Below are 23,710 nucleotides of genomic sequence, written 5' to 3' on the forward strand. Positions count from 1 at the left end.
GGCTGACTATTGGAGTTTCTGTGGCTACGCCTAACCCCCTCGACGCCGTCATCAACCTCGCCAAGCGCCGAGGTTTCGTCTTCCAATCGGGAGAGATCTACGGCGGTTCACGCTCAGCATGGGACTACGGCCCACTGGGAACCGCTCTCAAAGAGAACATCAAAAAGCAGTGGTGGCAGACCTTCGTTCAAGGTCGCGAAGACGTTGTCGGGCTCGACTCGGCCGTCATCCTGCCCCGCAAGGTGTGGGAAGCATCCGGGCACGTCGAGGTCTTCTCCGACCCGCTCGTCGAATCGCTGCACACCCACAAGCGTTACCGTGCCGACCACCTTCTTGAAGCCTACGAAGAGAAGCACGGCCACGCGCCAGCTAACGGGCTTGCCGACATCCGTGACCCTGACACCGGTCAGCCCGGATCGTGGACCGAACCGCAAAACTTCTCCGGGCTGCTGAAGACCTACCTCGGTCCCGTCGATAACGAAGAGGGCATGCACTACCTGCGCCCCGAAACGGCGCAAGGTATTTTCACTAACTTCGCGAACGTCATGGGCGCTGCTCGTATGAAGCCGCCCTTCGGAATTGGCCAGGTCGGTAAGTCGTTCCGCAACGAGATCACGCCCGGAAACTTCATCTTCCGCACGCGCGAATTCGAGCAGATGGAGATGGAATTCTTCGTCGAGCCCGGAACCGACGAAGAGTGGCACCAGACCTGGATCGACGAATCCATGAAATGGTACACCGACCTTGGCATCAACCCCGAGAACCTGCGCTTCTATGAGCACGCTCAAGAGAAGCTCTCGCACTATTCGAAGCGAACGGTGGATGTTGAGTACCGCTTCCGCTTCGCCGGTAGCGAGTGGGGCGAGCTCATGGGTATCGCCAACCGCACCGACTTTGATCTGCATACGCACTCCGAAGCATCCGGTGCCGACCTGTCGTACTTCGACCAAGCCAAGGATGAGCGCTGGACCCCGTACGTCATCGAGCCCGCGTTTGGCCTCACTCGTGCCCTCATGGCCTTCCTCATTGACGCCTATGCCGAAGATGAGGCGCCGAACGCCAAGGGTGGCGTCGACAAGCGCACCGTACTGCGACTCGACCGTCGTCTCTCGCCGGTGAAGGTTGCTGTGTTGCCGCTGTCGCGCAACGAACGCCTCTCGCCGATGGCACGTGGCGTTGCCGCTGACCTGCGCAAGTACTGGAACGTCGACTTTGACGACGCTGGTGCAATCGGCCGTCGCTACCGTCGTCAGGACGAAATCGGCACTCCGTTCTGTGTCACGATCGACTTCGATTCGCTTGACGACAACGCGGTGACGATCCGTGAGCGCGACACGATGGAACAGAAGCGGATGCCCATCGAGGAGCTGCGCGGCTACCTCGCGCAGGAGCTCATCGGCTGCTAGCCCAGGGGTGGGCTCTGGGGCAACCCTCAGAGCCTGCACCGGCTGTCGCTGCCAACGCGACCAGCGCTGTGCCGTGCCGTGCTGTGCCGTGCCGTGCGGCAGCTCCTCACGGAAATTCAGGAAACTCGCGCGCGATGGTCTCGTCGCCCCGCTAGATTCCGCACACCGGTTGTAGCGGCTTTCGCGTTTTCCTGAATTTCCGTGATGGGCGGCTCATCCACAACGGTCGCGCGAACCTGATGTGCACTAATACCGGATGCGGAGCCTCCCAACAGGGCGCACCGACGATGCTTGCCGCATGGTGGATGTGCGGGCGCTGGTTGAAGAGTTCGGCGGGCTTGCGCAGAAACGCCAGCTTGTCGACCGTGGCGCGGCTGACTACGACTTGACGCGCGCGGTGAAACGAGGCGACGTGATTCGAGCTCGCCAAGGCTGGTACACCACGCTGGAGGAGTTGGAGCCGCGAGTGAGGGCGGTGCGCGTCGGCGGACGCCTCACGGGAATCTCGGCCATTCGCGACTGGGGCGGCTGGGTGCTTGGCGATCATCCTCTGCATGTCTCTGTTCCGCGCAACGCGGCGCGACTGCGTAGCCAATGGAATCGACGGGAGCCGCTCGGTGCACATCCTGGGGTTCAGCTGCATTGGGATCCGCCGGTCGTCGGTGAGTCGGGATCCGATTGGAGCGTGAGTGTGACCGAGGCGCTTCGCCGCGTGATCATTGACGAGAACCATGAAACCGCGATCGCCGCTTTAGATTGGGCCTTACATTCCGGACGAATCGACTGGTTCGACTTCGAGAAATTGATCATCGACCTCCCCGGTCACAAGCGGCGAATTCGATCGTGGGTCGCTGCTGAGTGCGAAAGTTTGCCCGAGAGCCTTGCGCGTACTCGGCTGCGGCTCGCTGGGCACAGGGTCGATATACAAGTGCCGGTGGGGAACAAGCGAATTGATGTGGTGATTGACGGCACTGTCGGACTCGAGATCAACGGCAAACAGTTCCACTCGCACACCTTTGAAGAAGACCACGTCAAGAGCGCTGAGATGACGATCGCTGGCTTCTACGCGAAGAGCGTGAGTGCGCACATGGTGTTTAGCAAGTGGAACCTAGTCACGCGAGCGCTAGATGCGGCCCTTGTCCCGCGCCCTCCGAGCAGGTGTAACGCCCCGTGCATCCTCGGAAATTCAGGAAACTTGTGACGGTCGACTTACGGATGCACGTGTTCAGGCGGGTAGCGAGAGCTCCGCAGTGAAGTTTCCTGAATTTCCGAAAAAGAAACGGACGGGAATATCCGCGCCGCACACGCGTTAGATGAACTGTGAATGAAACTGCTGCAGACTCGATTACCCCCGTAAAAGTCGACATCTGGTCCGACGTACAGTGCCCGTGGTGCTACATCGGAAAGCGACGCTTTGAAGCTGCTGTAGATAGTTCGGGTGTCGCCGTCGAGATTGAGTACCACTCCTTCGAACTTGCCCCGGATACTCCGGTCGAGTATGAGGGCACGCCGCTTCAGTTCTTGAGCGAGCGTAAAGGGCTTCCCATGCCCCAGGTTGAGGAAATGCTGACGCGGGTGACCGACATCGCTACAAGTCTCGGTCTTGATTACGACTACGAGCACATCCACCAAACCAATACGGTGAAAGCCCACGAACTTCTGCACTTCGCCAAGGCTCACGGTCGCCAGCTTGAGATGAAGGAACGCCTGCTCGAGGCATACTTCGTCAAGACGGAACACGTCGGGCGTATCGAGGATCTTGCTGACATCGCGGCATCCATTGGCTTCGATCGTGACGAAGTCGTCAACGCACTTGAGTCGAGTGAGTACTTGCCGGCGGTCAAAGCTGACATGGAAGTGGCGATGCAATACGGCATCCAGGGTGTGCCATTCTTTGTGATTGATGGCAAATATGGAGTTTCGGGCGCGCAAGAAAGCGAAACTTTCGCTAACGTTCTCACACAGGTACTTACCGAGAGAGATGCATAGCTAATGGATGCCGCAACGAAGCCAATCCCAACCTTGGCCCTTCAGCAGGTTGGTGAGCCCAATGTCGGTGTGTGTGAAGGCGATGCATGTCTCGTCGACGATCAGCGTTCTCAAGCGCTCGTCAACCGCCAGATTGACGAAGGACTCGTCTAGTCGTTGCCGCGTCACGTCGCTCTGACTGACGCGGCGCGCGCTGCATGTAACGCGTCACCGCAGGGAACGTATTCCGCCGCTGGCGTGAGGTTGTGCAATTGCCGTAGTGCGATATCTGTCCTAGAGAGTTAGCCGACGAAGCCGCGATTGGACCATTCGATGATCTCGGCGGCGCTCGCGTTCTCTGGTGCTGCTTTAGCGACTCGTGACGGCACAAGGGTGAGTGGCACGGTCGTGGGGCGCGCCGGCAGTGACGCGTGTTGGGCATCCGGGGCATTGAAACGTTTGTTGACCAGCGCAGCGATGATGGCTCCGCCGCCAAAGCCGAGAGGAAGCAACAGCAGGTACAGGGTGGGGTCGAGATTGGCCGAGGAACCGACAGCGAGTACTCCGGCGACGCCAACGGCTGCTCCGATGGAGAGCGCGAGCCACCAGCGCTGCAGCTTGGCGTTCTCTCGATCCCAGGCTCGTTGGGCCCGAAGTTGTTCGAGTGCTTCGTCGCGCGGAGCGGAACTTACCCACGTACGCGATTCAAATCGAAAGACGTTCGGATGCTCGTCGAGGGCCATTAGTTGCTTCCCGCTTCGGTCGTGATGTCGGCAACGATCGCGTCGAGGCCACTGATGAGGTCATCTGCAAGCACCCAAGCGGTGTGCCCGTGATCCCCAGCGCCCATGGATATGCGTTTTCCTGCCATACGTTCGTCGGCGTAGACGGGCCAGGCGGTGGTGCTGCCGAGTGGAGTGATGGTGCCCCGCGCATACCCGGTGGCATCGAGGGCAAGGTCGGCTTCGGGCAGCCGCAGCTTGTTGACGCCGACGATGGCGCGCAGTTTTGGCCACGATATTTGGCGGTCGCCTGGCACGAGGGCGAAAAGGTAGCTGCCGTCGCTGCGTTTGACGACGAGCGATTTGACGATGTCGGCCGGTGTGATGCCGAGGAGTTCTGCGGCGTGTTCGAGCGAAGTGGCGGGGGCGCGTTCGATGATCTCGATGGGGATCCCTCGGCGCTCCGCATCCGTGCGAACACGGTCAGTTCCTGCGGTCATTCGAGGCCTCCCGGTCTGTGCGGTGGCGGTTCAGTCTCGCCGTGGGACAATTGTTCTGTGACTATTCTTGCCCCTTCCGCCCCGCGTGTCGCGCCACAGCTGTCAATTGGCACCCTTGACCTTGACGTGCCTGTTGTTTTGGCGCCCATGGCAGGCATCACGAATACCGCTTTTCGGCGACTGTGCCGTGAATATGGCGCTGGTTTGTATGTGAGCGAAATGATCACGAGTCGCGCTCTTGTCGAGCGCACCCCAGAAAGTATGCGGCTTATTACCCATCATGAGTCGGAGACGACCCGCAGTATTCAGTTGTACGGCGTCGACCCGAAGACTGTGCGTGAGGCCGTCACGATGCTGGTGGCCGAAGACCGTGCCGATCACATTGACTTGAACTTTGGATGCCCCGTGCCGAAGGTCACTCGCAAGGGTGGGGGAGCGGCGCTCCCGTGGAAGATCGATTTGTTCCGCGACATCGTCGAGGGCGCTGTGAAGGCTGCCGGTGATGTTCCGTTGACGATCAAGATGCGTAAGGGAATCGACTCTGATCATTTGACCTACCTTGAGGCTGCACGCGTTGGCGCGGGTGCCGGAGTGGCGAGCATCGCTCTGCACGCGCGCACGGCTGCTGACTTCTATTCGGGTCACGCTGACTGGTCGGCGATCGAGAAACTTAAGAACACGATTACCGATACTCCGATTTTGGGCAACGGCGACATCTGGAGTGCTGCAGACGCGTTGCGCATGGTCGATGAGACCGGTTGCGATGGTGTCGTTGTCGGCCGTGGGTGTCTCGGCCGGCCGTGGCTGTTCGGGGATCTCGCTGCAGCGTTCCGGGGTGAGTCCCTTAAGGCAGAGCCGACACTCGGTGAAGTCGCCACGGCGTTCAAGCGCCATGCAGAACTGCTCGTCGAGTTCTTCGGCGAAGAAGATCGTGCGTGCCGCGACATCCGCAAGCATGTCGCCTGGTATTTCAAGGGTTATTCGGTCGGTGGCGAATTGCGTGCGGGGATGGCTGCTGTGCAGTCTCTCGACCACATGGACGAACTGCTCGGTACTCTCGATTGGTCACAGGAATACCCCGGCGTGGATGCCGAGGGCCAGCGTGGTCGTGCGGGTCGCCCGAAGAAGCCGACGCTTCCCCAGGGGTGGCTCGATAGCCGTGAGTTGCAAGAGTCGCACCGTTCCGAGCTGAACCAAGCAGAATTGAGTACCAGTGGCGGCTAAGGGCTACACGGAAGCTGACGCTGAGCGTTGGCTTCCCGAGCAGCATTCGAGTCGTCGGAGTGATTTCGCGCGCGACCGAGCGCGAGTATTGCACTCGAGCGCGCTGCGTCGACTTGCTGCGAAGACTCAAGTGTTGAGCCCCACGATGGGCACTGATTTTGCTCGCAACCGACTCACTCATTCACTTGAGGTCGCTCAGGTCGGTCGCGAACTGGCCGATAGTCTGGGGCTTGACCCGGATGTCGTAGACACGGCGTGCCTGTCCCACGACTTGGGGCATCCTCCTTTCGGTCACAATGGCGAGCGGGCGCTCAATGAGTGGGCTGCCGACATTGGCGGCTTCGAAGGTAATGCTCAAACTTTGCGTCTACTGACCCGTATCGAACCGAAAGTTTTTGGGCCCGACGGAGTCTCGTACGGACTCAATCTCACTCGCGCGAGTTTGGATGCGAGCACGAAGTATCCGTGGCCGAGCGCGCAGGGCATTCCTGACCCGAGTGGTCGAAGCAAGTACGGCTTTTTTGACGATGACACTGCAGCGTTTGAGTGGTTGCGGGCGGGTGCTCCGGATCGTCAGCGCTGCATCGAAGCGCAAGTGATGGATCTTTCGGACGATATTGCCTACTCGGTGCACGACTTTGAGGACGCCATCGTCGGCGACTTCATCGACGTGACAGCCCTGGGGGCTCGCGTCAATCACGACGACCTCGTGAAGTCAATGTTCGAGTGGATTGGTGGGGAGTTTACGCATGATGAACTTATCGCTGCTTTCGATCGGCTCGACTTGCTCGATCCGTGGATCGACCAGTGGGATGGCAGCCGGGCGGCTCACGGCCGTTTGAAGAACCTGACGAGCCAATTGATCGGTCGTTTTGCGGGCGCTGCCGTGCAGGCGACCCGCGAAGCGCACCCGACGGATGCTCTCGCCCGTTTCGGTGGCAGCCTCATTGTTCCGCACGAGATTCAGGCGGAGATTGCCGTGCTCAAGGGCATTGTGGCGGCGTTCGTGATGTCAACGAATGCGCGCCGGCCGATTTATCAACAGCAGCGCGATGTGCTCACGGAGCTTGCTGACGTATTGCTCTGGACAGGCCCGCGCGATCTTGATTCTGGTTTTACAGCGGACTGGAATTCTGCTGCGAACGATCACCAGCGCAAGCGAGCGGTCGTCGATCAAGTAGCTAGCCTGACGGATCAGTCGGCGATTGCCTGGCACACAAGGCTGGTTGGCTAGAGTCGTCAGCCGGTCAGCCTACAATTGCGATTGTGGCTGGTCTGATTAAACGAAGCGATATCGACGAGGTGCGTTCGCGCACGAACCTCGCCGACATTGTGGGCGACTACGTCACGCTCAAAAGCGCCGGTTCCGGTTCCATGAAGGGCCTCTGTCCTTTTCATGAGGAGCGCAGCCCCAGCTTTCATGTCCGGCCTCAGGTCGGTTTCTATCATTGCTTCGGTTGCGGTGAAGGCGGCGACGTCTATACCTTCCTGCAGCGCATGGATCACGTCTCGTTCTCTGAGGCTGTTGAGCGATTAGCCGGTCGCATTAGCTACGAGCTTCACTATGAAGACGGTGGAGCGGCAACCGATCACGGCAACCGCGCCCGCATTTTGGCCGCAAACCAAGCGGCATCCGAATTCTTTGTGGCTCAGCTAGCGACCCCAGAGGCAGCGCCCGGGCGCAGCTTCTTAGGCGAGCGAGGGTTCGATCAGTCCGCTGCAGAGCGATTCGGAATTGGTTTCGCGCCCCGTGGCGGCGTGCTCATGAAGCACCTCAACAAACTGGGCTATTCCTCTGAGGAACTTGTCGTTGCTGGCCTCATCGGCAAAGGCGAGCGCGGTGACTATTACGACCGTTTTCGAGGCCGACTGGTGTGGCCGATCCGCGATGTCACGGGTCAGACCTTGGGCTTCGGTGCTCGGCGTCTTCTCGATGACGACAAGGGGCCGAAGTACCTCAACACCCCTGAAACGCCGGTTTATCACAAGAGCCAGGTGCTCTATGGGCTTGATCTTGCCAAGAAAGACATCTCTCGCGGCAAGCAGATCGTTGTCGTCGAGGGCTACACGGACGTCATGGCGTGCCATTTGGCCGGTGTCACGACTGCGGTCGCTACGTGTGGCACTGCTTTCGGCGTTGACCACATCAAAATAGTTCGTCGCATGATCGGCGATTACGACAACGCTGACACGACAGCAACTGGCGAAGTGATTTTCACCTTCGACCCGGATGAGGCGGGCCAGAAGGCCGCCAACCGTGCGTTTGCCGAGGAGCATCGCTTTGCCGCGCAGACCTTCGTTGCTGTGGCGCCTGACGGTCTCGACCCGTGTGATTTGCGGCTGAAGAAGGGGGACGGTGCTGTGCGCCGTCTCGTTAGCACTCGCAAGCCCATGTTCGAGTTCAAGATTCGTCGTGAGCTTGGCGTTCACGATTTGGAGACCGTCGAGGGCCGGGTTGCAGCTTTGCGTGCTGCCGCTCCGGTAGTTGCGGGTATTCGTGATCAGGCTCTGGGCATTGGCTATGTGCGCAGCGTCGCGGGCTGGCTCGGCATGGAGCCCACCGAGGTGCAGCGTGCTGTGACCGAAGCGAAGCGTCAGGCTCCCTCCGCGGCTCCTGCGTCGCCGGCGCAGCAGAGTCAGTCCGCTTCATCGTCCCGGCCTTCGCAAGACGCGCACGCGGCTCCTGAGGGCTTCGGTGAAGCTCCAGCACAGCCTGGACCATCGATCATGAGTTTGAAGGTTGATGCTATTACGCGCCTTGAGCGCGACACGTTGATGGCGGTGCTTCAGCACCCGGATGTCGTTGGTGCTGAACTCATCGGCAAACTTACGCAGATTTCTATTGCTGAGCCCTCGCTCGCGGTGGTGCGCGACGCGATCGCTTCTCTCGCGGATCGGGCGCTAGACCCTGGTTGGGCTTCCGCCGTGGCTGACGAAGTTCCTTCGTCTTTTTCTACTTTTGTGAAACAGCTCAGCGTTGCACCTATTCCGGAGCGTGAGGAACGCATCGCGGTCTATTGCGTTCAAGTGACGACCGACCTGATTGAGCGCGATTTCTTGAGACAAAAACGGGAGCTTCTTGGGGTTCTTCAGCGTATGGATCGCGAGAGCGATCCCGAGCGGTACGTGCAGACTCAGCGTGACCTCATGAGGATAGAGGCGGAGCGTCGAGCGCTTCGCGACGACTCCTAGTTCTGCCTGTTTGGTTGCGTTCGTGTAAATATCCCTCGTTCGTGGGTGAACGACCTAGTCTCGAAGGTTCCTCGTGTGTTATTACTGAACAACTACGATGCGCGGCGCCTACAAACGCGCCGTCGCATTTTCTGCACGCAAGAGGAAGAGGTAGACGGATATGACATCCGCATCCAAGAACAGCAAGCGAGTCCTTGCTGTAGTTGCCGGCTCAGCAGCGTTCGCGCTCGCTCTGACCGGTTGCCAAGCTGGAGGAGACTCCGGCGGTGGCGGTTCCGAGTCGCTTATCGTGGGCACGACTGACAAAGTCACGTTCCTCGACCCGGCTGGTTCGTACGACAACGGTTCTTTTGCACTCATGAACCAGGTGTTCCCGTTCCTGCTCAACTCGCCGCTCGGAACTTCTGATGTTGAGCCTGACATTGCAGAGTCCGCTGAGTACACCAGCGACGATGAGTACACGGTCGTTCTTAAGTCTGGTCTCAAATTTGCCAACGGCAACGACCTCACGTCATCTGATGTGAAGTTCAGCTTCGACCGTCAAGTCGCGATCAGTGATGAGAACGGGCCTGCAGTTCTTCTGGGAAACATCGAGAGCGTTGACGCTGTCGACGACACCACTGTCGTCTTCAACTTGAAGAACGGTAACGACCAGACGTTTGCGCAGATTCTGTCGAGCCCGGCCGCACCGATTGTTGACGAAGAAGTGTTCTCGGCCGATTCGGTCACTCCCGATGACGTTATCGTCGACGGAAATGCTTTTGCCGGCCAGTACGTGATCGATAGCTACGACTTCAACAACATCGTCTCGTTCAAGGCTAATCCTGACTACCAGGGTGTCCTTGGTGCCGCAGCGACCGACAGCATCACTCTCAAGTACTACACCGACGCTTCGAACTTGAAGCTCGATGTTCAAGAGGGAAACATCGACGTCGCACACCGCAGCCTTTCTGCGACCGATGTTGCTGACCTTGAAGACAACGACAACGTCAATGTCATCGTCGGCCCCGGGGGAGAGATCCGCTACATCGTCTTCAACTTCGACACGCAACCATTTGGTGCGAAGACTCCGGAAGCTGATGAAGCGAAGTCGCTCGCCGTTCGTGGTGCAGTTGCTGACCTCCTTGACCGCCAAGAAATCTCGGATCAGGTTTACAAGGGCACCTACCTGCCGCTGTACTCCTACGTTCCTGATGGACTGACCGGCGCTACTCAGGTACTCAAGGACCTGTACGGTGACGGTGATGGTGGCCCCAGCACTGAGGCCGCACAGAAGCGTCTTGCTGACGCCGGCGTTGAGACGCCCGTCAAGCTCAACCTTCAGTACAACCCTGACCACTACGGTGAGTCCTCGGGAGACGAGTACGCGTTGGTCAAGAGCCAGCTCGAGGCTGACGGAATCTTCGAAGTCAACCTGCAGTCGACTGAGTGGGTTACCTACGCCAAGGAGCGCACCGCGGATGCTTACCCGGCATACCAGCTGGGTTGGTTCCCCGACTATTCCGATGCTGATAACTACCTCACCCCGTTCTTCGGTGAGGGCAACTTCCTCGCAAACCACTATGCGGATGCTGAAGTCAACGACTTGATCGTTGCGCAGGCGACCGAACTCGACCCTGCCACGCGTGAGGGAATGATCGAGGAAATTCAGGCGAAGGTCGCAGCTGAGCTGTCGACCGTTCCGTTCCTTCAGGGAGCGCAGATCGCTGTTACGGGCAAGGACGTTACGGGAGCTACGCTCGACGGTTCGTTCAAGTTCCGCTACGGCAGCTTGGCCAAATAGGGGCAATTCGCCCCAGTTAGGCCTCGGCCTAGCGTTATGACGCAAGGGGGTGGCCCACACACAATGTGGGTCACCTCCTCGTCTTCGTTCTCTGCACGATAGGTAGGTATGTCGCAGTCCGCTCCCGCCGTGATCAATCCGGCACAGTCAGAACCGCCCACCCGGCGTTCGAGGGGGATCACAAATCCTCTTGCTCGTTTTCTTATAGTTCGTTTTCTTCTGATCTTCCCGACCGTGTTCATCCTCGTAACGATGGTGTTCGTGTTGATGCGCTCAATCGGAGATCCCATCACCGCTGCTCTTGGTGGGAGGCTCACGGCGGCGCAACTTGAAGAGCGCATCAGCTCCGCTGGGTACGACCGTCCGATTCTGATTCAGTACTTTGAGTACCTAGGGCAAGTTTTCACGGGCAACTTTGGTACAGCCATCACCGACGGACGTCCTGTTTCTGAGCTGCTCGTAACGTACGGAAGCGCCACGCTCGAGCTCGCGTTTTATGCCGTGCTCGTCGCGCTCATTGTCGGTATCCCGCTCGGAATGGTTGCCGCCTACTTCCGCGATAAGTGGCCGGATGCAGTGCTTCGTGTTGCAGCGATCCTCGCGTATGCGACTCCCGTTTTCTTCGCAGGGCTCCTCCTCAAGCTCGTTTTCGCGGTGTGGCTGAAGGTTCTGCCGGTCGCCGGCCGAGCATCCACTCGCACTGAACTGCAATTGAGCACTCTCGATGACAAGACCGGCATCTATCTCATTGATGCTTTCCGTCTTGGCAGCCCAGCGGCAATCGGTGATGTGCTTTCCCACGCCGTGCTTCCTGGTCTGGCGTTGGGGTTGCTCACTGCGGGAATCTTCTTGCGTCTCGTTCGCACCAACGTCATTGGCACCCTGTCTATGGACTACGTGGATGCTGCGCGCTCTCGTGGCGTGAGCGAATACCGTCTCGTGCGCAAGCACGCTTATAAGCCCGCGCTGATCCCGATCATCACGGTCATCGGCTTGCAGATCGCGCTTCTGCTCGGAGGTGCGGTGCTGACCGAAACGACTTTCGAGTGGAAGGGGCTTGGCTTCAAGCTCGTCGAGTATTTGGGTGCACGTGACTTTGTTGCAGTTCAGGGCATTGTGGTGCTGCTTGCGGTAATTGTGGCACTTACAAACTTCATCGTCGACATAGTTGCGGCGATCATCGACCCGAGGGTGAGGTACTAATCATGACGACGACACCCTCACGCTTTGTGGCTGTGTGGCGCAAGTTGCCCATCGTGCGGCAGGTACGCCAGTCGGTAGGGCTCCAGCGCGGAATGCTCGTTGCTGGTCTGATCTTGACCGGAATCTTCTTGCTGACGGCGCTGTTTGCTCCGCTGCTCGCTCCGTATGGCTTCTCGCAATTGCGGGATGACGCCGGCACTTTTGGTGCGCAAGTCCCTCCCGGGGGTGCGCACATCCTCGGAACGACTGTTGGTGGCTACGACGTACTTTCGCGCGTAATCTGGGGCTCCCGCACGGCCGTGCTTGTCATTGTTGTCGCGGTCGCGCTGTCGATTTTCGCTGGAGTGTTGCTCGGTCTCGTTTCGGGTTACCTCGGCAGTTGGATTGACCGCGTTCTCGTGGTTATCTCCGATGCGGTGTACGCGTTCCCGACCCTCCTGCTTGCCATCGTCGCGGCGATTGCGATCAGTGGTGGTCAGTCGAGTTTCTGGGGTGGCGTTTTTGCTGCGGCGGTGTCGATCACGGTCGTCTACATTCCGCAGTACTTCAGGGTCATCCGTGCCGAAACGGTGCGAATCAAGTCGGAGGCCTACGTCGAGTCGGCGAAGGTTATTGGATCGAGCACGCCGCGAATCATGTTTCGCCATGTGTTTCGCAACGCGACGCGCACACTCCCGTTGATCTTCACTCTCAACAGCTCTGAGGCGATCTTGACCCTGGCAGGTTTGGGCTTCCTCGGCTTCGGCATTGAGCCTTCTGCCGCGGCGGAGTGGGGCTACGACCTCAATAAATCGATCTCGGATGTGACGAGCGGCATCTGGTGGACGTCACTGTTCCCCGGCCTCGCGATTGTTCTTGTTGTGCTCGGAATCACTCTGGTGGGGGAGTCGCTGAACGACCTCGCTGATCCACGACTGCGCACTCGTCGTCGCGCCGACCAGTCTGCGCCGGTTCTCGAAACCGCCGCTCTCTCGACAGTTGACGCTGACGACGATGCGAATCCGATTGACCCGCTGGAGGCTCGCTCATGAGCAACATTGTTGAGATTACAAATCTTGAAGTCACGTTTGCGACTGATGGCGGCGACGTCAAAGCAGTAGATGATGTGACGCTGAGTCTGGCTCCCGGCGAGGTTCTCGCGATAGTGGGTGAGAGCGGCAGTGGCAAGAGTGTGACGGCGAAGTCTGTTCTCGGGCTGTTGCCCGAGACGGCTGTCTCGCGCGGTGCCATTGTGCTCAACAACAAGGAAGTCATCGGCATGTCGGGCAAGCGGCTGCGCGAGCTGCGCGGTGTCGATGTCGCAATGGTTTTTCAAGAACCCTCGACCGCGCTGAACCCTGTGTTCACGGTCGGTTGGCAGATCGCGGAAGGACTTCGCGCCCACGGCAATGTGAGCAAGCGCGAAGCTCGTGCGAAGGCGATTGAGATTCTGCGCAAGGTTGGTATCCCCGAGCCGGATAAGCGGGTTGACTACTACCCGCATCAATTCTCGGGCGGTCAGAAGCAGCGTGTTGTTATCGCGATGGCTCTCGTATTAGAACCCGAGTTGATCGTTGCGGATGAACCGACGACAGCCCTCGACGTCACGGTGCAGGCAGAAATCTTGGATCTGTTGCGTCGCTGCCGCGACGAGTTCGGCGCCGCGATCATCCTGATCACTCACAACATGGGAATCGTGGCGGATCTCTCCGATCGAGTCGCCGTAATGTACCAGGGCAAGCTGGTGGAGGAGGCGCCGGCACAGCAACTGTTTGATGCCGCACAGCACCCTTACACCCAGAAACTCCTCGCAGCAGTTCCGCGGATTGGTTCCGGGGCTTCCCGTGCGGCCGCCCGCGTTGCCGATCGAGCCGAAGCTGGTGGTAAGACAAATGCCGACGCTATCGTGATCGCCGAGAACCTCGAGATTGAGTTCCCCGGTCGATTCGGGCGTGCTCCTTTCCGTGCTGTTGACCGTGTGAGTTTCAGCATTTCGCCCGGTGAAGTGCTGGGCCTCGTGGGGGAGAGCGGTTCGGGTAAGACCACGATTGGTCGGGCAATTGGTGGTCTCAACAAGATCACGGGCGGCTCACTCTCGGTGCTCGGGCACGAAATGCTCGGGTTCAAAGAGCGCAATTTTCGTCCGGTGCGCAGTGAGATCGGTTTTGTCTTTCAAGATCCCGCATCGAGTTTCAACCCACTGCTCACAATCGCGCAGTGCGTTGCTGAGCCGCTTATTGTTCATGGCAAAGCCGAGGATGCCGATGATGCGCGCGAGCGTGTCAATGAGCTCCTGGAGGCCGTTCAGTTGCCGCGCGCTTTCGGAGACCGTTATCCGCACGAATTGAGTGGCGGGCAGCGTCAGCGAGCAAGTCTCGCGCGTTCTTTGGCGCTCCGCCCCCGTTTGTTGATTGCGGATGAGCCCACCAGTGCTCTCGATGTGTCCGTTCAGTCAAAGGTGCTTGAGCTCTTTGCTGATTTACAGCGGGATCTCGGTTTTGCTGCGCTCTTCATCAGCCACGATCTTGCTGTAGTCGACATGCTTTCCGATCGCATCGCGGTGCTCTATAAGGGAAAGCTAGTGGAAGAGGGGGTGGGTTCCGAAGTGCTCGGTAACCCGCAACATCCGTACACTCAACGTCTCTTGGCATCGCTGCCGGTACCCGACCCGCGTGAGCAGAGGGAACGCCGGGAAGCGCTGCGAGCGTTGACTGACGTAGATTATTGAGGTGACTTCTACTCAGACCACGGTGAGCGCCCGCGATCTTTCGCTGCGCTACCCGTCCCGCAATCCAGAAACACGCTCGGTCGCCGTTAACGGACTGAGTTTTGAGATTGGTGCGGGAGAAGTGCTGACTGTCGTTGGCGAGAGTGGCTCGGGAAAGAGCACTCTCGCCAAGGCTGTCGCTCTTCACGCGGAGACCGGTGCCTATGGTTCGCCGCTGTTCAGCGGGGGAGAGCTCACTGTGCTGGGCACAGAACTTCGTAACGTAAGCCGGCGCAAGCGCGATCGACTGAGCTTGCGGGTGGGGTATCTGCCGCAAGATGCGGGCAATGAGCTCAACGGTCGACTGACGGTCGGGGAGAACATCGCTGAGCCGATTTTTGTGCGCGATCGCAGATTCAATCAGCGCGAAGCTGCCGAAGCCGTAGCGACACTGATCGACACGGTTCGCTTGCCCCTTTCCGTGATGAACCGCTACCCGTTCGAGTTGAGCAAGGGTCAGCGTCAGCGCGTCGCTATTGCCCGCGCCATGATTCTTGAGCCGCAGTTGCTTGTTGCAGACGATCCGACTGCAGGTATCGACGTCAATGTGCGCGCCGCCATCCTCGACCTCATCGTCGATCTGCAAGCGCAACGCTCATTCTCGGCGCTGCTCGTCACTGCGGATCTCGCGGCGGTTCGCCGAGTGTCGACGAATGTCGCGGTAATGCACCGCGGAATCTTGGTCGGGATTGGTGAACTGGATACGGTTCTCGACAACCCTTGGCATCCCTACGTGAGGGGGCTAGCCGACTCGATTATGGAGCTCCATCGTGACAATTCCTGAAGTGACGCCTGTCGCAGCTTCTACCTGGCTCGTGGGCGGCTATGGCCCCGACATGGATGGAGGGGCCGAAGGCGTCTCGGTCATGAGAAGCCGGGATGATGGTTCTCTTGAACTTTCCCACCTCGCGGCGGCCGTGCCATCGCCCTCGTTCGTGGCGGTGGAAGGCGACAAAGTGTACTCAACGCTTGAAGGCTCGGGGCAGATTGCGGTGTTCGACCGCGACGGTGACTCGCTCAGCGAGCCAACTCTGGTCTCAAGCGGCGGCCAGTATCCCTGTCACGTGACGGTAATGGGCACCACGGTTATTGCCGCCAACTACGGCACCGGCACGCTTGGCGTCATCGAAGTAGATGCCACCTCAAGCGACGTCACCATGCGCCAGATGGTTGAAACGACCGGTCTGGGGCCACGGCCTCAGCAAGAAGGCCCCCACGCACACTCCTCAATTTTCGTCGATGAGCACACCCTCTTGTCGCTCGATTTGGGTGCCGACCGCATCCGCATTTTTGGCTACGCCGATCACGCGCTCGAACAGGTCGATGAGGTCGTGTTGCCGGCAGGCTTCGGTCCTCGCGATATCGTTGCTCGTGAAGACAACCTGTTTTATGTGCTCGGAGAACTCGGATGCGGCGTCCTCGTTTTCGAGTGGAAGAACCGCCAACTTCACCAGCTATGCTCCATCTCCCTGCCGGGCGCGACAGAGGGAGATCAAGCGGCTGCGATTGCGATCTCGGATGACTCCCGCCACGCGTATGTTGGCGTGCGTCACAGCAACCTGATTGCCGTTCTCGCGATCGCCGACGATGGTCGCAGCGTTGCGCCGCTCACGGCGGTGTCGTGTGAAGGCAACTGGCCGCGGCACATCATTCTTGACAGCGGCATCCTGCATGTCTGCAACCAGCTGTCGAATGAGATCGCGAGTTTTAGAATCGATGAGAATGGAATTCCTCAGCTAATTGCTGCCCCTACGCGGATTCCATCGCCGACATACCTTGCTCGAATCGCCTGATGGTTTTTGAACTGCGAAATCATTTGCTAAAGTAGTCGAGTCGCACAGCGATCCTCGATAGCTCAATTGGCAGAGCAACGCACTGTTAATGCGTAGGTTCTTGGTTCGAGTCCAAGTCGAGGAGCTTATGAGTCCCGGTCACTTCGGTGGCCGGGACTTTGTGCATTCCGGACGAGCGACTCAGCATCTCTCGGATACAGCGGTGCTCGCCCAGGGCGCTGCTGCACCGGCAATAGCCTGAGTAGCTTCGTGTAGTACTCCGCGGGGAGTAGCTCACGCTGCGCCTCCCAGCTGACGACACCGTGGGCACTGCCAACTACCATCAAAGAATGCCTCTGCCCTTCCGTCGCTCAACACCGCGCGCATCGAACCGTATGTTCGAAGCGCTCGTGAACGGCTCAGGCTCGGGTGCGGCGCTGTCTTCTCGATCGAGACGCCTGCGCCGGTGGATGCCGGTGGTTGTTTCGCTACTCGTTCAAGTTCCCCTTACGGTCGTGGGGGTCATCGGTGCAGGCGCCTACGCTGCGTACGGCGATGGTGCCAGAAACCTGCCGTTCAGCACGGTTCTTAGCCTGAGCAGCATCGGTGCGGCAGGTGTCGCCGCCATAGCGCTTTCGATTGTTGGTCCGGTTCTCTTGCTGTGGATCCGTCGCTACCCCGGCCCCCTCATCGCGGTCATTTCTGCTCTAGCCGCTGCGGATTTTCTCCTTGGCTACGCCATGCTGTCAGCGCCGTACATTGCCTTGGCGTTCGCCATCGTGATGGCGATCTCTCACGGCGCTCGCACGTGGACGTGGGTGTCGATGATTGTGGTGTGGGAAGCGACGCTGCTGTTGGCATTGCTCGTCGGTATTGAGTTGGATCCGCACCGAGTGGTTGCGACCACTATCGGATTGCTATTGGTTCTTGGGTTCGCCGAAGCACATCGCCGTAGACGAGAACAGATCGTGCATTTTCAGGCAGCGTTTGCCACTCGTCGAGAGGAAGAATTGAGGGCCGAGCGAACACGGATTGCGCGCGAGTTGCATGACGTTCTTGCTCACTCGCTCAGCCAAATAAACGTGCAGGCAGGTGTTGGCCTCCACCTCATGCACAAGCAACCTGAGCAGGCTGAGGAAGCTCTCGCGAGCATCAAGCTTTCGAGCAAAGAAGCGCTCGATGAAGTGCGCTCGCTTCTGGGCATGTTGCGTAGCGATGGTGCTGATTCCAGCGGAGGAAACGGGGATGTTGCCCCCTTGATCCCAGAGCCTGATCTGTCTCGACTGGCGAGCCTTGCCGATTCCGTGCGGGCGCATGGTCTCGCTCTAGAACTGACGTGCACTATCTCCGAGCACACTGCTTCCGCTGTCCAGCTAGCGCTTTACAGAATCGTTCAGGAGTCGCTCACCAACGTTCTGCGGCATGCCTCCGCAACATCCGCGACCGTGTCGCTTGTCGTTGATGGTGACGATTATCTCGTTATCATTACGGATGATGGTGTCGGCATCGACGCTGAGGGGCATACGGAGGGCCGAGGATTGTTGGGAATGCGGGAGAGGGCTGAACTTCTCGGCGGAACAGTGACCGTGCGCGAAGCTGAGTCTCGCGGCACTGTCGTCACGGCTCGAATTCCGCATCGTTCGGCATCCGCATGATCCGTGTTGTGGTCGCTGATGACCAGCAGTTGATCCGAGCTGGATTCCGCAGTCTACTGAACGCCGAAGATGGCATCGAGGTCGTTGGCGAAGCGGCAACCGGTACCGAGGTTATTGAGGTTGTGCGGTGTGAACGCCCCGATGTCGTGTTGATGGATATCCGGATGCCCGAAGGTGACGGTTTGTGGGCAACCGAGCAGATCGCGACCTACCCTGACCTCGTCGACACGCGCATTGTTGTCGTCACCACCTTTGAGCTGGACGAGTACGTTGCGCGCGCGATCCGCGCAGGGGCGAGTGGTTTCCTCGTGAAAGACACCGAGCCCATTGAGTTGATTCGCGCGGTGCGTGTCGTCGCGTCGGGAGATGCTCTCTTGAGCCCCGGTGTCACAAAACGGTTGCTCGAGCAGTTTGCTCGAGGCTCTCAAGTGGCCGTCGACGACAGCATTCTGTCGGCAATCACTGATCGCGAACGCGAAGTACTTGCGCTGGTGGGCCAGGGCCTCACGAACTCCGAGATCGGCACCAAACTGTTCTTGAGCCCGCTCACGGCCAAAACTCATGTCTCGCGCATCATGTCAAAGCTCACGGCGCGTGATCGCGTACAGCTCGTTGTTATCGCCTATGAAACTGGTTTGGTGTCACTCGGGCGGGCGGTGTGACCGGGGCTAAGCGGCCGGCACGATCTCCTGAAGTTTCTGCGGCCATCCGCTCAAGCTTTGCGGTCGGCCTCGCGGTTGCCGCCTACGGGGTTTCGTTTGGCGCGCTTGCTGTGGCTGCCGGACTGGATGTCTGGCAGACGTGTGTGCTCAGCCTTCTCATGTTTTCTGGCGGTTCGCAGTTCGCGCTCGTGGGGGTGCTCGCCACTGGCGGAACGGCGGCCGGCGGCGCTGCCATTGCCAGTGCGGTGTTGCTGGGCGCCCGAAACTCGCTGTACGCGCTGCGCGTTGCGCCAATGATCGGTCCGGGCGTGCCCAAGCGACTGCTGGCTGGTCACTGGACGATCGATGAGACGACCGCGGTCTCCACGGCTCAACCGACGCTGGAGGGCCAGCGTGCGGGCTTCTGGTGGACGGGCGCGATCATCTACATCGGCTGGAACCTCACGACGCTCGTAGGAGCGTTAATCGGTGATCAGCTCGGCGATGTGAGTCAGTACGGACTCGATGCCGCAGCCGCAGCCGCCTTTCTCGGCTTGTTATGGCCACGATTGAAGCAACTTCAACCGATTGTCGTCGCGATCGGCGCCGCAGTCGTTGCCGCGCTACTCATGCCTGTGCTTCCAGCGGGAGTTCCCGTGCTGGCCGCAACTCTTGTGGCTGTTGTCGTTGGGCTCACCAACTGGTTGGGCACTCGCGAGAGTGACCTTGCTGAGGCCGAACCCGATCCGATGGGGGAGCGATGACTGTCTGGCACATCATCCTCATCGCCTCGATTGCGGTGCTAGCCCTCAAACTGGTGGGGTTCACGGTTCCGGCGGCCTGGGCCGAAAAGCCCACCGCGGCACGACTCGCCAACCTGCTTACGGTGTCACTATTGGCGGCGCTCATCGTCGTGCAAACGTTCGGTTCAGCGCGCGGTTTCGACGTGGATGCCCGGCTCCCGGCTGTCGCCGTCGCTGCCGTGCTCTTCGCGCTGCGGGTGCCGTTCATTCTGGTGATTATTGCGGCGGCTCTCGTCGCGGCCGGAATTCGCGCGCTCACCTAGAGAGCAGCGCGCTTGGCTTGGCTAAGCGTCGAGCTGTTCCTCAGAAGGCAACCACGAGTGGCCGGGTTGACCCCAGCCTTGCTTGCGGATCGCCTTAGCGGCAGCTTTCGCATCCGGCGTGCGTAGGCGGTCGGCATACAGCACGCCATCGAGGTGGTCATACTCGTGTTGGAAGATCCGGGCCAGCCACCCTGACGCTTCAATCTCGAATGGCTCCTGGTTGAGGTCGACGGCGCGCAGAATGACGCGCTCAGACCGCGTAAGCGGGAAGCGCTCGCCCGGGATCGACAGGCAACCTTCTTCGTCCACTTCGTCGTCATCGAGTAGCGGGAGCGGGCTTTGCCAAAGTTCGGGGTTGATCGCGACACCACGCCAGTGAACGTCGTTCTCGTCGGTCCAGTCATAGACGAAAACGCGGAGGCCCACGCCCACTTGTGGCGCTGCAAGGCCGACACCCGGTGCCTCTTCCATCGTCTCGAACATAGCGGTGATGAGGGTCGTGAGTTCGCTGTCGAAGGCCGTTACCGGGTTCGCGGGAGTGTGGAGCACCGGCTCACCGGTGATAATGATGGGAAGAACGGCCATGTGCCCAGAATATCCCGAGTTAACCCAGTACATTTGACGAGTGCCGCCGGACATTCTCGACCTTGCTGACCAGATAACTCTCACCCCTTCTCAAGCGGTGGGCATCCCGTTGGCTCTGATCGGTGCGATTCTGCTCTCCCTAGGCGCTCAGTTTCAGCACCGTGGCGTCGCCAAAATGGAACAAAAGCATGGCAGCGAAGCGCGCGGTGGTCTCAATTTTTCGCAGATTAAAGCGCTCCTCGCGCGACCGTCATGGGTACTCGGCACGGCATTTTTGGGGCTCGCAATTGTGTTTCAGCTCTCCAGCCTCGCTATTGCGCCGATCATGGTCGTGCAGCCGCTCGGTGCGGTAGCGCTCGTGATGACGGCGATCATGAATTCGCGCATCGCCAAGGTGCCCTTGGACGCTATTTCTATTCGAGCTATTGTGATGTGTGTTGTCGGGGTTGGCGTGTTCGTCACTATCGCCGCAATGTTCGCGAAATCAACCGTGATTACTCAACGCGAGCTCTCGCAGGTTCTGATCATCTTGGCAGTCGTTTTGGCGATCTGGATCACGCTGTTCGTGATTTTTCGAAAGAACGCGTCACCGGTGTTTTACATCTTGGGCGCGGGAATGTTGTTTGGGTTCGTTGCGACCCTCGCGAAGGTGGTCATTGACCGCATCAAGACAATTGTCATCTCGGGTTCCGGTTTTGAAAGCACCGATTTTTTGACGATCCTGTGCATTGTCGGACTCATCGTCGCGTCCTTGCTTGGTTCTTACTTTGTACAGACGGCATACGCCTCTGGACCACCCGACCTCGTAGTAGCGGGGCTCACCGTAGTTGATCCGCTCGTCGCGGTCACGGTCGGCATCCTTGTGCTTGGTGAAGCATCGGACGCACCGCTGTGGGCAGTGATTGCATTCGTGATCATGGGAGCGATCGCTATTTTCGGCGTCTTTTCACTGTCAAAGCATCACCCGCAACTTAAGTCTTAGTTTGTTTGTCGTGCTCGGCTCAGCAACCGGGCATCGTCAGCGTCGTGCGGTACGTTATTAGGTGTCGTTGACCTGACCGGGTCGTAAACGAGCTCGTTCATAATGCAAAATTTTAGGGAATCTTCGACTGTGACTTCCGCTGTGAAACGCTCGCCCCACGAGGGCAAACCGCGACTTCGCATCCTCATCGGTGCTGACACTTTCTGGCCGCAAATCAATGGTGCTGCCGTCTTTATCGCGCGCCTTTCTGCTGGTCTTGCTGAGCGTGGCCACGACGTTCACATCGTTGCCCCGTCGTATTCCAATAAGAAGCTCGGTGCGATGGTCGAAGAGCATGAGGGTCAGAAGATGACTCTGCACCGCCTCTATTCATGGCGTTGGCCAGGGCATCCGTGGTTGCGGTTTATGTTGCCGTGGCGTGTGAAACAGAATTCGGCACGCATTATCGATGAGATTAAGCCCGACGTGATCCATTTTCAGTCCCACATTGTGGTGGGCCGCGGTCTGACGATCGAAGGTGCGCAGCGCGGTATTCGCCTCGTCGGTACGAACCATTTCATGCCCGAGAATCTTCTCGATCATGCGTACATCATCCCCAAGTTCATGCGCCAGAAAGCGATCCGTATGGGGTGGGATGCTGCTGGGCGTTCTTTCGCGCGTGCCGAAAGCGTGACGACACCCACGCGTCGAGCCGCCGAATACCTCGAGGCCAGCACGAAGGTGCGCAACGTTGTCGCAGTTTCTTGTGGCATCGATGCCGATGGCTATAACGGCAATCTTGAACCCAAGCCTGAGAATCTCATCGTGTTCCTGGGGCGGCTTGCTGAAGAAAAGCAGATCGACAAGGTCATTCGTGCTCTTGCGATCATGGATCCGGCGCTGAATGCAAAGCTCGAAATTGTGGGCGGGGGAGAGCTTGAGGGCAAGCTGCGGGCACTGGCCACTTCGCTCGGCCTCGCGGACCGCGTGACGCTCACCGGTTTTGTGGACCAGGATCAATTGCGCGATTCGCTCCAACGCGGATCAGTATTTGCGATGCCGTCGACTGCTGAACTGCAGAGCATCTCAACGATGGAAGCCATGGCTTCAGGGCTTCCCGTTGTCGCGGCCAATGCGATGGCGTTGCCCCACCTCGTGCACGACGGCGAAAATGGTTTTCTCTTCGAGCCCGGCAACGTCGAAGATTTGGCTGCGAAGCTCACCACGGTGCTGACGATGCCAGCGGATGAGCTTCTCAAGTTCAAGAAAGAGAGTTTGGCGATCGTGGCGGCCCACGACATCCAGCGCACTCTCGACACTTTCGAAAGCATGTACCGTGGCGAGCCGGTTACTGACCCGGCGGCTCTGGGCAAAAAGAACGAGAGCGCCTCCTAGGTAGGAGACGCTCTCGCGGGAACCGCAGCAATCGGTTCGGAATTGTGGCTGGAGCCTACTTTTTCGCGGGAGTGCGATTCTCGGCCGACACCATCCAGGCGTACTGTTCAAGCGTTTCGAGGATGCCGTGCAGCAGGTCCGCGCTTGTGGGGTCTTCTTCATCGATAGGGTCATGCACTTCGCGAATCGTCGCGATCGTGCCTTCAAGTCGTTCGGTGAGTAGATCAATGGTGTGGGCCGTATCGATCTCTCCCGCAGGGAATTCGGGGAGAGTTGTGGTCGCGGCTACGGTGTCGCTTCGCCCGTCTGGTGTGGCGTGGAGTGCGCGCATCCGTTCGGCGATCGTGTCGCTGAAGCCGCGCGCCGCGTCGATGATTTCGTCAAGCACAAGGTGGGTGTCTCGGAAGTTTTTTCCGACGACATTCCAGTGAGCCTGCTTGCCCTGAAGCTGGAGTTCGAGCAGCTCTACTAACACCTGCTGAAGGCGGTCAGCGAGCCCTTTGGATGCCGTGAACCCGCGCTCGGCATTTTGCTGGCGTGTTTTGCGAGCCCCAGATGTGGCTGGACTCGTGGTCTGCGCTTTCTGTGAATCAGTCATCCTGAAACTGTAGGAGCATCGCATGAGTGCGCACTCAAAGTTTCTTGAGAGCGAGCCGAACGGATACTGCAGTTGGGCCTCTGGCAGGGCACCCTTGTGTTGCCGACCGTGGCGTGCGCTGAACGACTCATTTTGCCGGTAACGTAGATACGCGCTCGCACTCGTGTGAGCACGGGGCGGTAGCTCAGCTGGTTAGAGCAGCGGACTCATAATCCGTCGGTCACGGGTTCAAGTCCCGTCCGCCCTACTGTGACCTTGGTGTGGAGCGTCTTGCTGTGGCACGGTCTTGGTCT

Annotated in this window: 23 protein-coding genes and 2 tRNA genes; 21 read left to right on the forward strand and 4 right to left on the reverse strand. The window is 59.1% G+C overall.

Annotation, left to right across the window (positions count from 1 at the left end):
* Positions 1-20 precede the first annotated feature (20 nt).
* The 4 genes from AACZ26_RS06990 (at position 21) to AACZ26_RS07005 (ending at position 3,548) form a co-directional block, all read left to right on the forward strand.
* Positions 21-1,406, forward strand: coding sequence for a glycine--tRNA ligase (locus AACZ26_RS06990; protein ID WP_339620226.1), 1,386 nt, complete (start codon positions 21-23; stop codon positions 1,404-1,406).
* Positions 1,407-1,662: 256 nt separating this feature from the next.
* Entirely contained in the window at positions 1,663-2,607 is a 945-nt protein-coding gene (locus AACZ26_RS06995) for a type IV toxin-antitoxin system AbiEi family antitoxin domain-containing protein (RefSeq protein WP_339620228.1), read from the forward strand.
* A gap of 119 nt (positions 2,608-2,726) precedes the next feature.
* Entirely contained in the window at positions 2,727-3,395 is a 669-nt protein-coding gene (locus AACZ26_RS07000) for a DsbA family oxidoreductase (protein WP_339620230.1), read from the forward strand.
* 3 nt (positions 3,396-3,398) lie between these two features.
* Positions 3,399-3,548: a hypothetical protein gene (locus AACZ26_RS07005; protein WP_339620232.1), complete on the forward strand. Its 150-nt coding sequence runs from the start codon at positions 3,399-3,401 to the stop codon at positions 3,546-3,548.
* A 128-nt stretch (positions 3,549-3,676) separates the two neighbouring features.
* Here AACZ26_RS07005 and AACZ26_RS07010 read toward each other — a convergent pair whose 3' ends face one another.
* Together AACZ26_RS07010 and AACZ26_RS07015 are read right to left on the reverse strand one after the other, a co-directional pair.
* Positions 3,677-4,117, reverse strand: coding sequence for a hypothetical protein (locus tag AACZ26_RS07010; RefSeq protein ID WP_339620234.1), 441 nt, complete (start codon positions 4,115-4,117; stop codon positions 3,677-3,679).
* Positions 4,117-4,596, reverse strand: a complete 480-nt coding sequence (locus tag AACZ26_RS07015; RefSeq protein WP_339620236.1) for a YbaK/EbsC family protein — start codon at positions 4,594-4,596, stop codon at positions 4,117-4,119. Before AACZ26_RS07015 ends, AACZ26_RS07010 begins: the two co-directional genes overlap by 1 nt.
* Before the next feature lie 63 nt (positions 4,597-4,659).
* On the opposite strand from AACZ26_RS07015, the gene dusB reads away from it, so the two are divergent.
* From dusB to AACZ26_RS07085, 14 genes are all read left to right on the forward strand, one after another.
* Positions 4,660-5,820, forward strand: coding sequence for a tRNA dihydrouridine synthase DusB (gene dusB / locus AACZ26_RS07020; RefSeq protein ID WP_339620648.1), 1,161 nt, complete (start codon positions 4,660-4,662; stop codon positions 5,818-5,820).
* Positions 5,810-7,054: a deoxyguanosinetriphosphate triphosphohydrolase gene (locus AACZ26_RS07025; protein ID WP_339620238.1), complete on the forward strand. Its 1,245-nt coding sequence runs from the start codon at positions 5,810-5,812 to the stop codon at positions 7,052-7,054. The genes dusB and AACZ26_RS07025 overlap by 11 nt, the downstream gene beginning before the upstream one ends.
* 32 nt (positions 7,055-7,086) lie before the next feature.
* On the forward strand, positions 7,087-9,012 hold the full coding sequence (gene dnaG / locus AACZ26_RS07030; protein ID WP_339620240.1) for a DNA primase: 1,926 nt from the start codon (positions 7,087-7,089) through the stop codon (positions 9,010-9,012).
* A 160-nt stretch (positions 9,013-9,172) separates the two neighbouring features.
* Positions 9,173-10,795, forward strand: coding sequence for an ABC transporter substrate-binding protein (locus AACZ26_RS07035; protein ID WP_339620242.1), 1,623 nt, complete (start codon positions 9,173-9,175; stop codon positions 10,793-10,795).
* A gap of 108 nt (positions 10,796-10,903) precedes the next feature.
* Complete coding sequence (locus tag AACZ26_RS07040) at positions 10,904-11,998, forward strand: ABC transporter permease (RefSeq protein ID WP_339620244.1); 1,095 nt, start codon at positions 10,904-10,906, stop codon at positions 11,996-11,998.
* A gap of 2 nt (positions 11,999-12,000) precedes the next feature.
* Positions 12,001-13,029, forward strand: a complete 1,029-nt coding sequence (locus AACZ26_RS07045) for an ABC transporter permease (RefSeq protein ID WP_339620246.1) — start codon at positions 12,001-12,003, stop codon at positions 13,027-13,029.
* On the forward strand, positions 13,026-14,705 hold the full coding sequence (locus tag AACZ26_RS07050) for an ABC transporter ATP-binding protein (protein ID WP_339620248.1): 1,680 nt from the start codon (positions 13,026-13,028) through the stop codon (positions 14,703-14,705). The genes AACZ26_RS07045 and AACZ26_RS07050 overlap by 4 nt, the downstream gene beginning before the upstream one ends.
* A 1-nt stretch (position 14,706) precedes the next feature.
* Positions 14,707-15,528: an ABC transporter ATP-binding protein gene (locus AACZ26_RS07055; RefSeq protein WP_339620250.1), complete on the forward strand. Its 822-nt coding sequence runs from the start codon at positions 14,707-14,709 to the stop codon at positions 15,526-15,528.
* Positions 15,515-16,537, forward strand: coding sequence for a beta-propeller fold lactonase family protein (locus AACZ26_RS07060; protein WP_339620252.1), 1,023 nt, complete (start codon positions 15,515-15,517; stop codon positions 16,535-16,537). The genes AACZ26_RS07055 and AACZ26_RS07060 overlap by 14 nt, the downstream gene beginning before the upstream one ends.
* A gap of 51 nt (positions 16,538-16,588) precedes the next feature.
* Positions 16,589-16,661: transfer RNA gene (locus AACZ26_RS07065), tRNA-Asn, on the forward strand.
* Between the two features lie 205 nt (positions 16,662-16,866).
* Positions 16,867-18,171: a sensor histidine kinase gene (locus AACZ26_RS07070; RefSeq protein ID WP_339620254.1), complete on the forward strand. Its 1,305-nt coding sequence runs from the start codon at positions 16,867-16,869 to the stop codon at positions 18,169-18,171.
* On the forward strand, positions 18,168-18,833 hold the full coding sequence (locus AACZ26_RS07075; RefSeq protein ID WP_339620256.1) for a response regulator transcription factor: 666 nt from the start codon (positions 18,168-18,170) through the stop codon (positions 18,831-18,833). Before AACZ26_RS07070 ends, AACZ26_RS07075 begins: the two co-directional genes overlap by 4 nt.
* Positions 18,830-19,576, forward strand: coding sequence for an AzlC family ABC transporter permease (locus AACZ26_RS07080; protein ID WP_339620258.1), 747 nt, complete (start codon positions 18,830-18,832; stop codon positions 19,574-19,576). Before AACZ26_RS07075 ends, AACZ26_RS07080 begins: the two co-directional genes overlap by 4 nt.
* Positions 19,573-19,878 (forward strand): AzlD domain-containing protein, encoded by a 306-nt coding sequence (locus AACZ26_RS07085; protein WP_339620260.1) that lies wholly within the window; start codon positions 19,573-19,575, stop codon positions 19,876-19,878. Before AACZ26_RS07080 ends, AACZ26_RS07085 begins: the two co-directional genes overlap by 4 nt.
* A gap of 21 nt (positions 19,879-19,899) precedes the next feature.
* Here the strand turns inward: AACZ26_RS07085 and def are convergent, their stop codons facing one another.
* The gene (def, locus tag AACZ26_RS07090; RefSeq protein WP_339620262.1) at positions 19,900-20,463 is read right to left on the reverse strand and encodes a peptide deformylase; all 564 of its coding nucleotides are present in this window, start codon (positions 20,461-20,463) and stop codon (positions 19,900-19,902) included.
* Positions 20,464-20,503: 40 nt separating this feature from the next.
* Here def and AACZ26_RS07095 point away from each other — a divergent pair, with 40 nt between their 5' ends.
* Both AACZ26_RS07095 and AACZ26_RS07100 read left to right on the forward strand, forming a co-directional pair.
* Positions 20,504-21,445 carry a DMT family transporter gene (locus AACZ26_RS07095; protein ID WP_339620264.1) on the forward strand — a complete coding sequence of 314 codons (942 nt, stop codon included), beginning with the start codon at positions 20,504-20,506 and terminating at the stop codon, positions 21,443-21,445.
* Between the two features lie 129 nt (positions 21,446-21,574).
* A complete protein-coding gene (locus AACZ26_RS07100; RefSeq protein ID WP_339620266.1) occupies positions 21,575-22,819 on the forward strand; it encodes a glycosyltransferase in 1,245 nt (414 codons plus the stop codon).
* Between the two features lie 55 nt (positions 22,820-22,874).
* Here AACZ26_RS07100 and AACZ26_RS07105 read toward each other — a convergent pair whose 3' ends face one another.
* Positions 22,875-23,417: a DNA starvation/stationary phase protection protein gene (locus AACZ26_RS07105; RefSeq protein WP_339620268.1), complete on the reverse strand. Its 543-nt coding sequence runs from the start codon at positions 23,415-23,417 to the stop codon at positions 22,875-22,877.
* 173 nt (positions 23,418-23,590) lie between these two features.
* Here AACZ26_RS07105 and AACZ26_RS07110 point away from each other — a divergent pair.
* A tRNA-Ile gene (locus AACZ26_RS07110) sits at positions 23,591-23,664 on the forward strand.
* The last annotated feature ends 46 nt before the right edge of the window (positions 23,665-23,710 follow it).

Origin of the sequence: uncultured Salinibacterium sp. (genome assembly GCF_963974405.1) — a bacterium.
Taxonomy (GTDB): domain Bacteria; phylum Actinomycetota; class Actinomycetes; order Actinomycetales; family Microbacteriaceae; genus Rhodoglobus.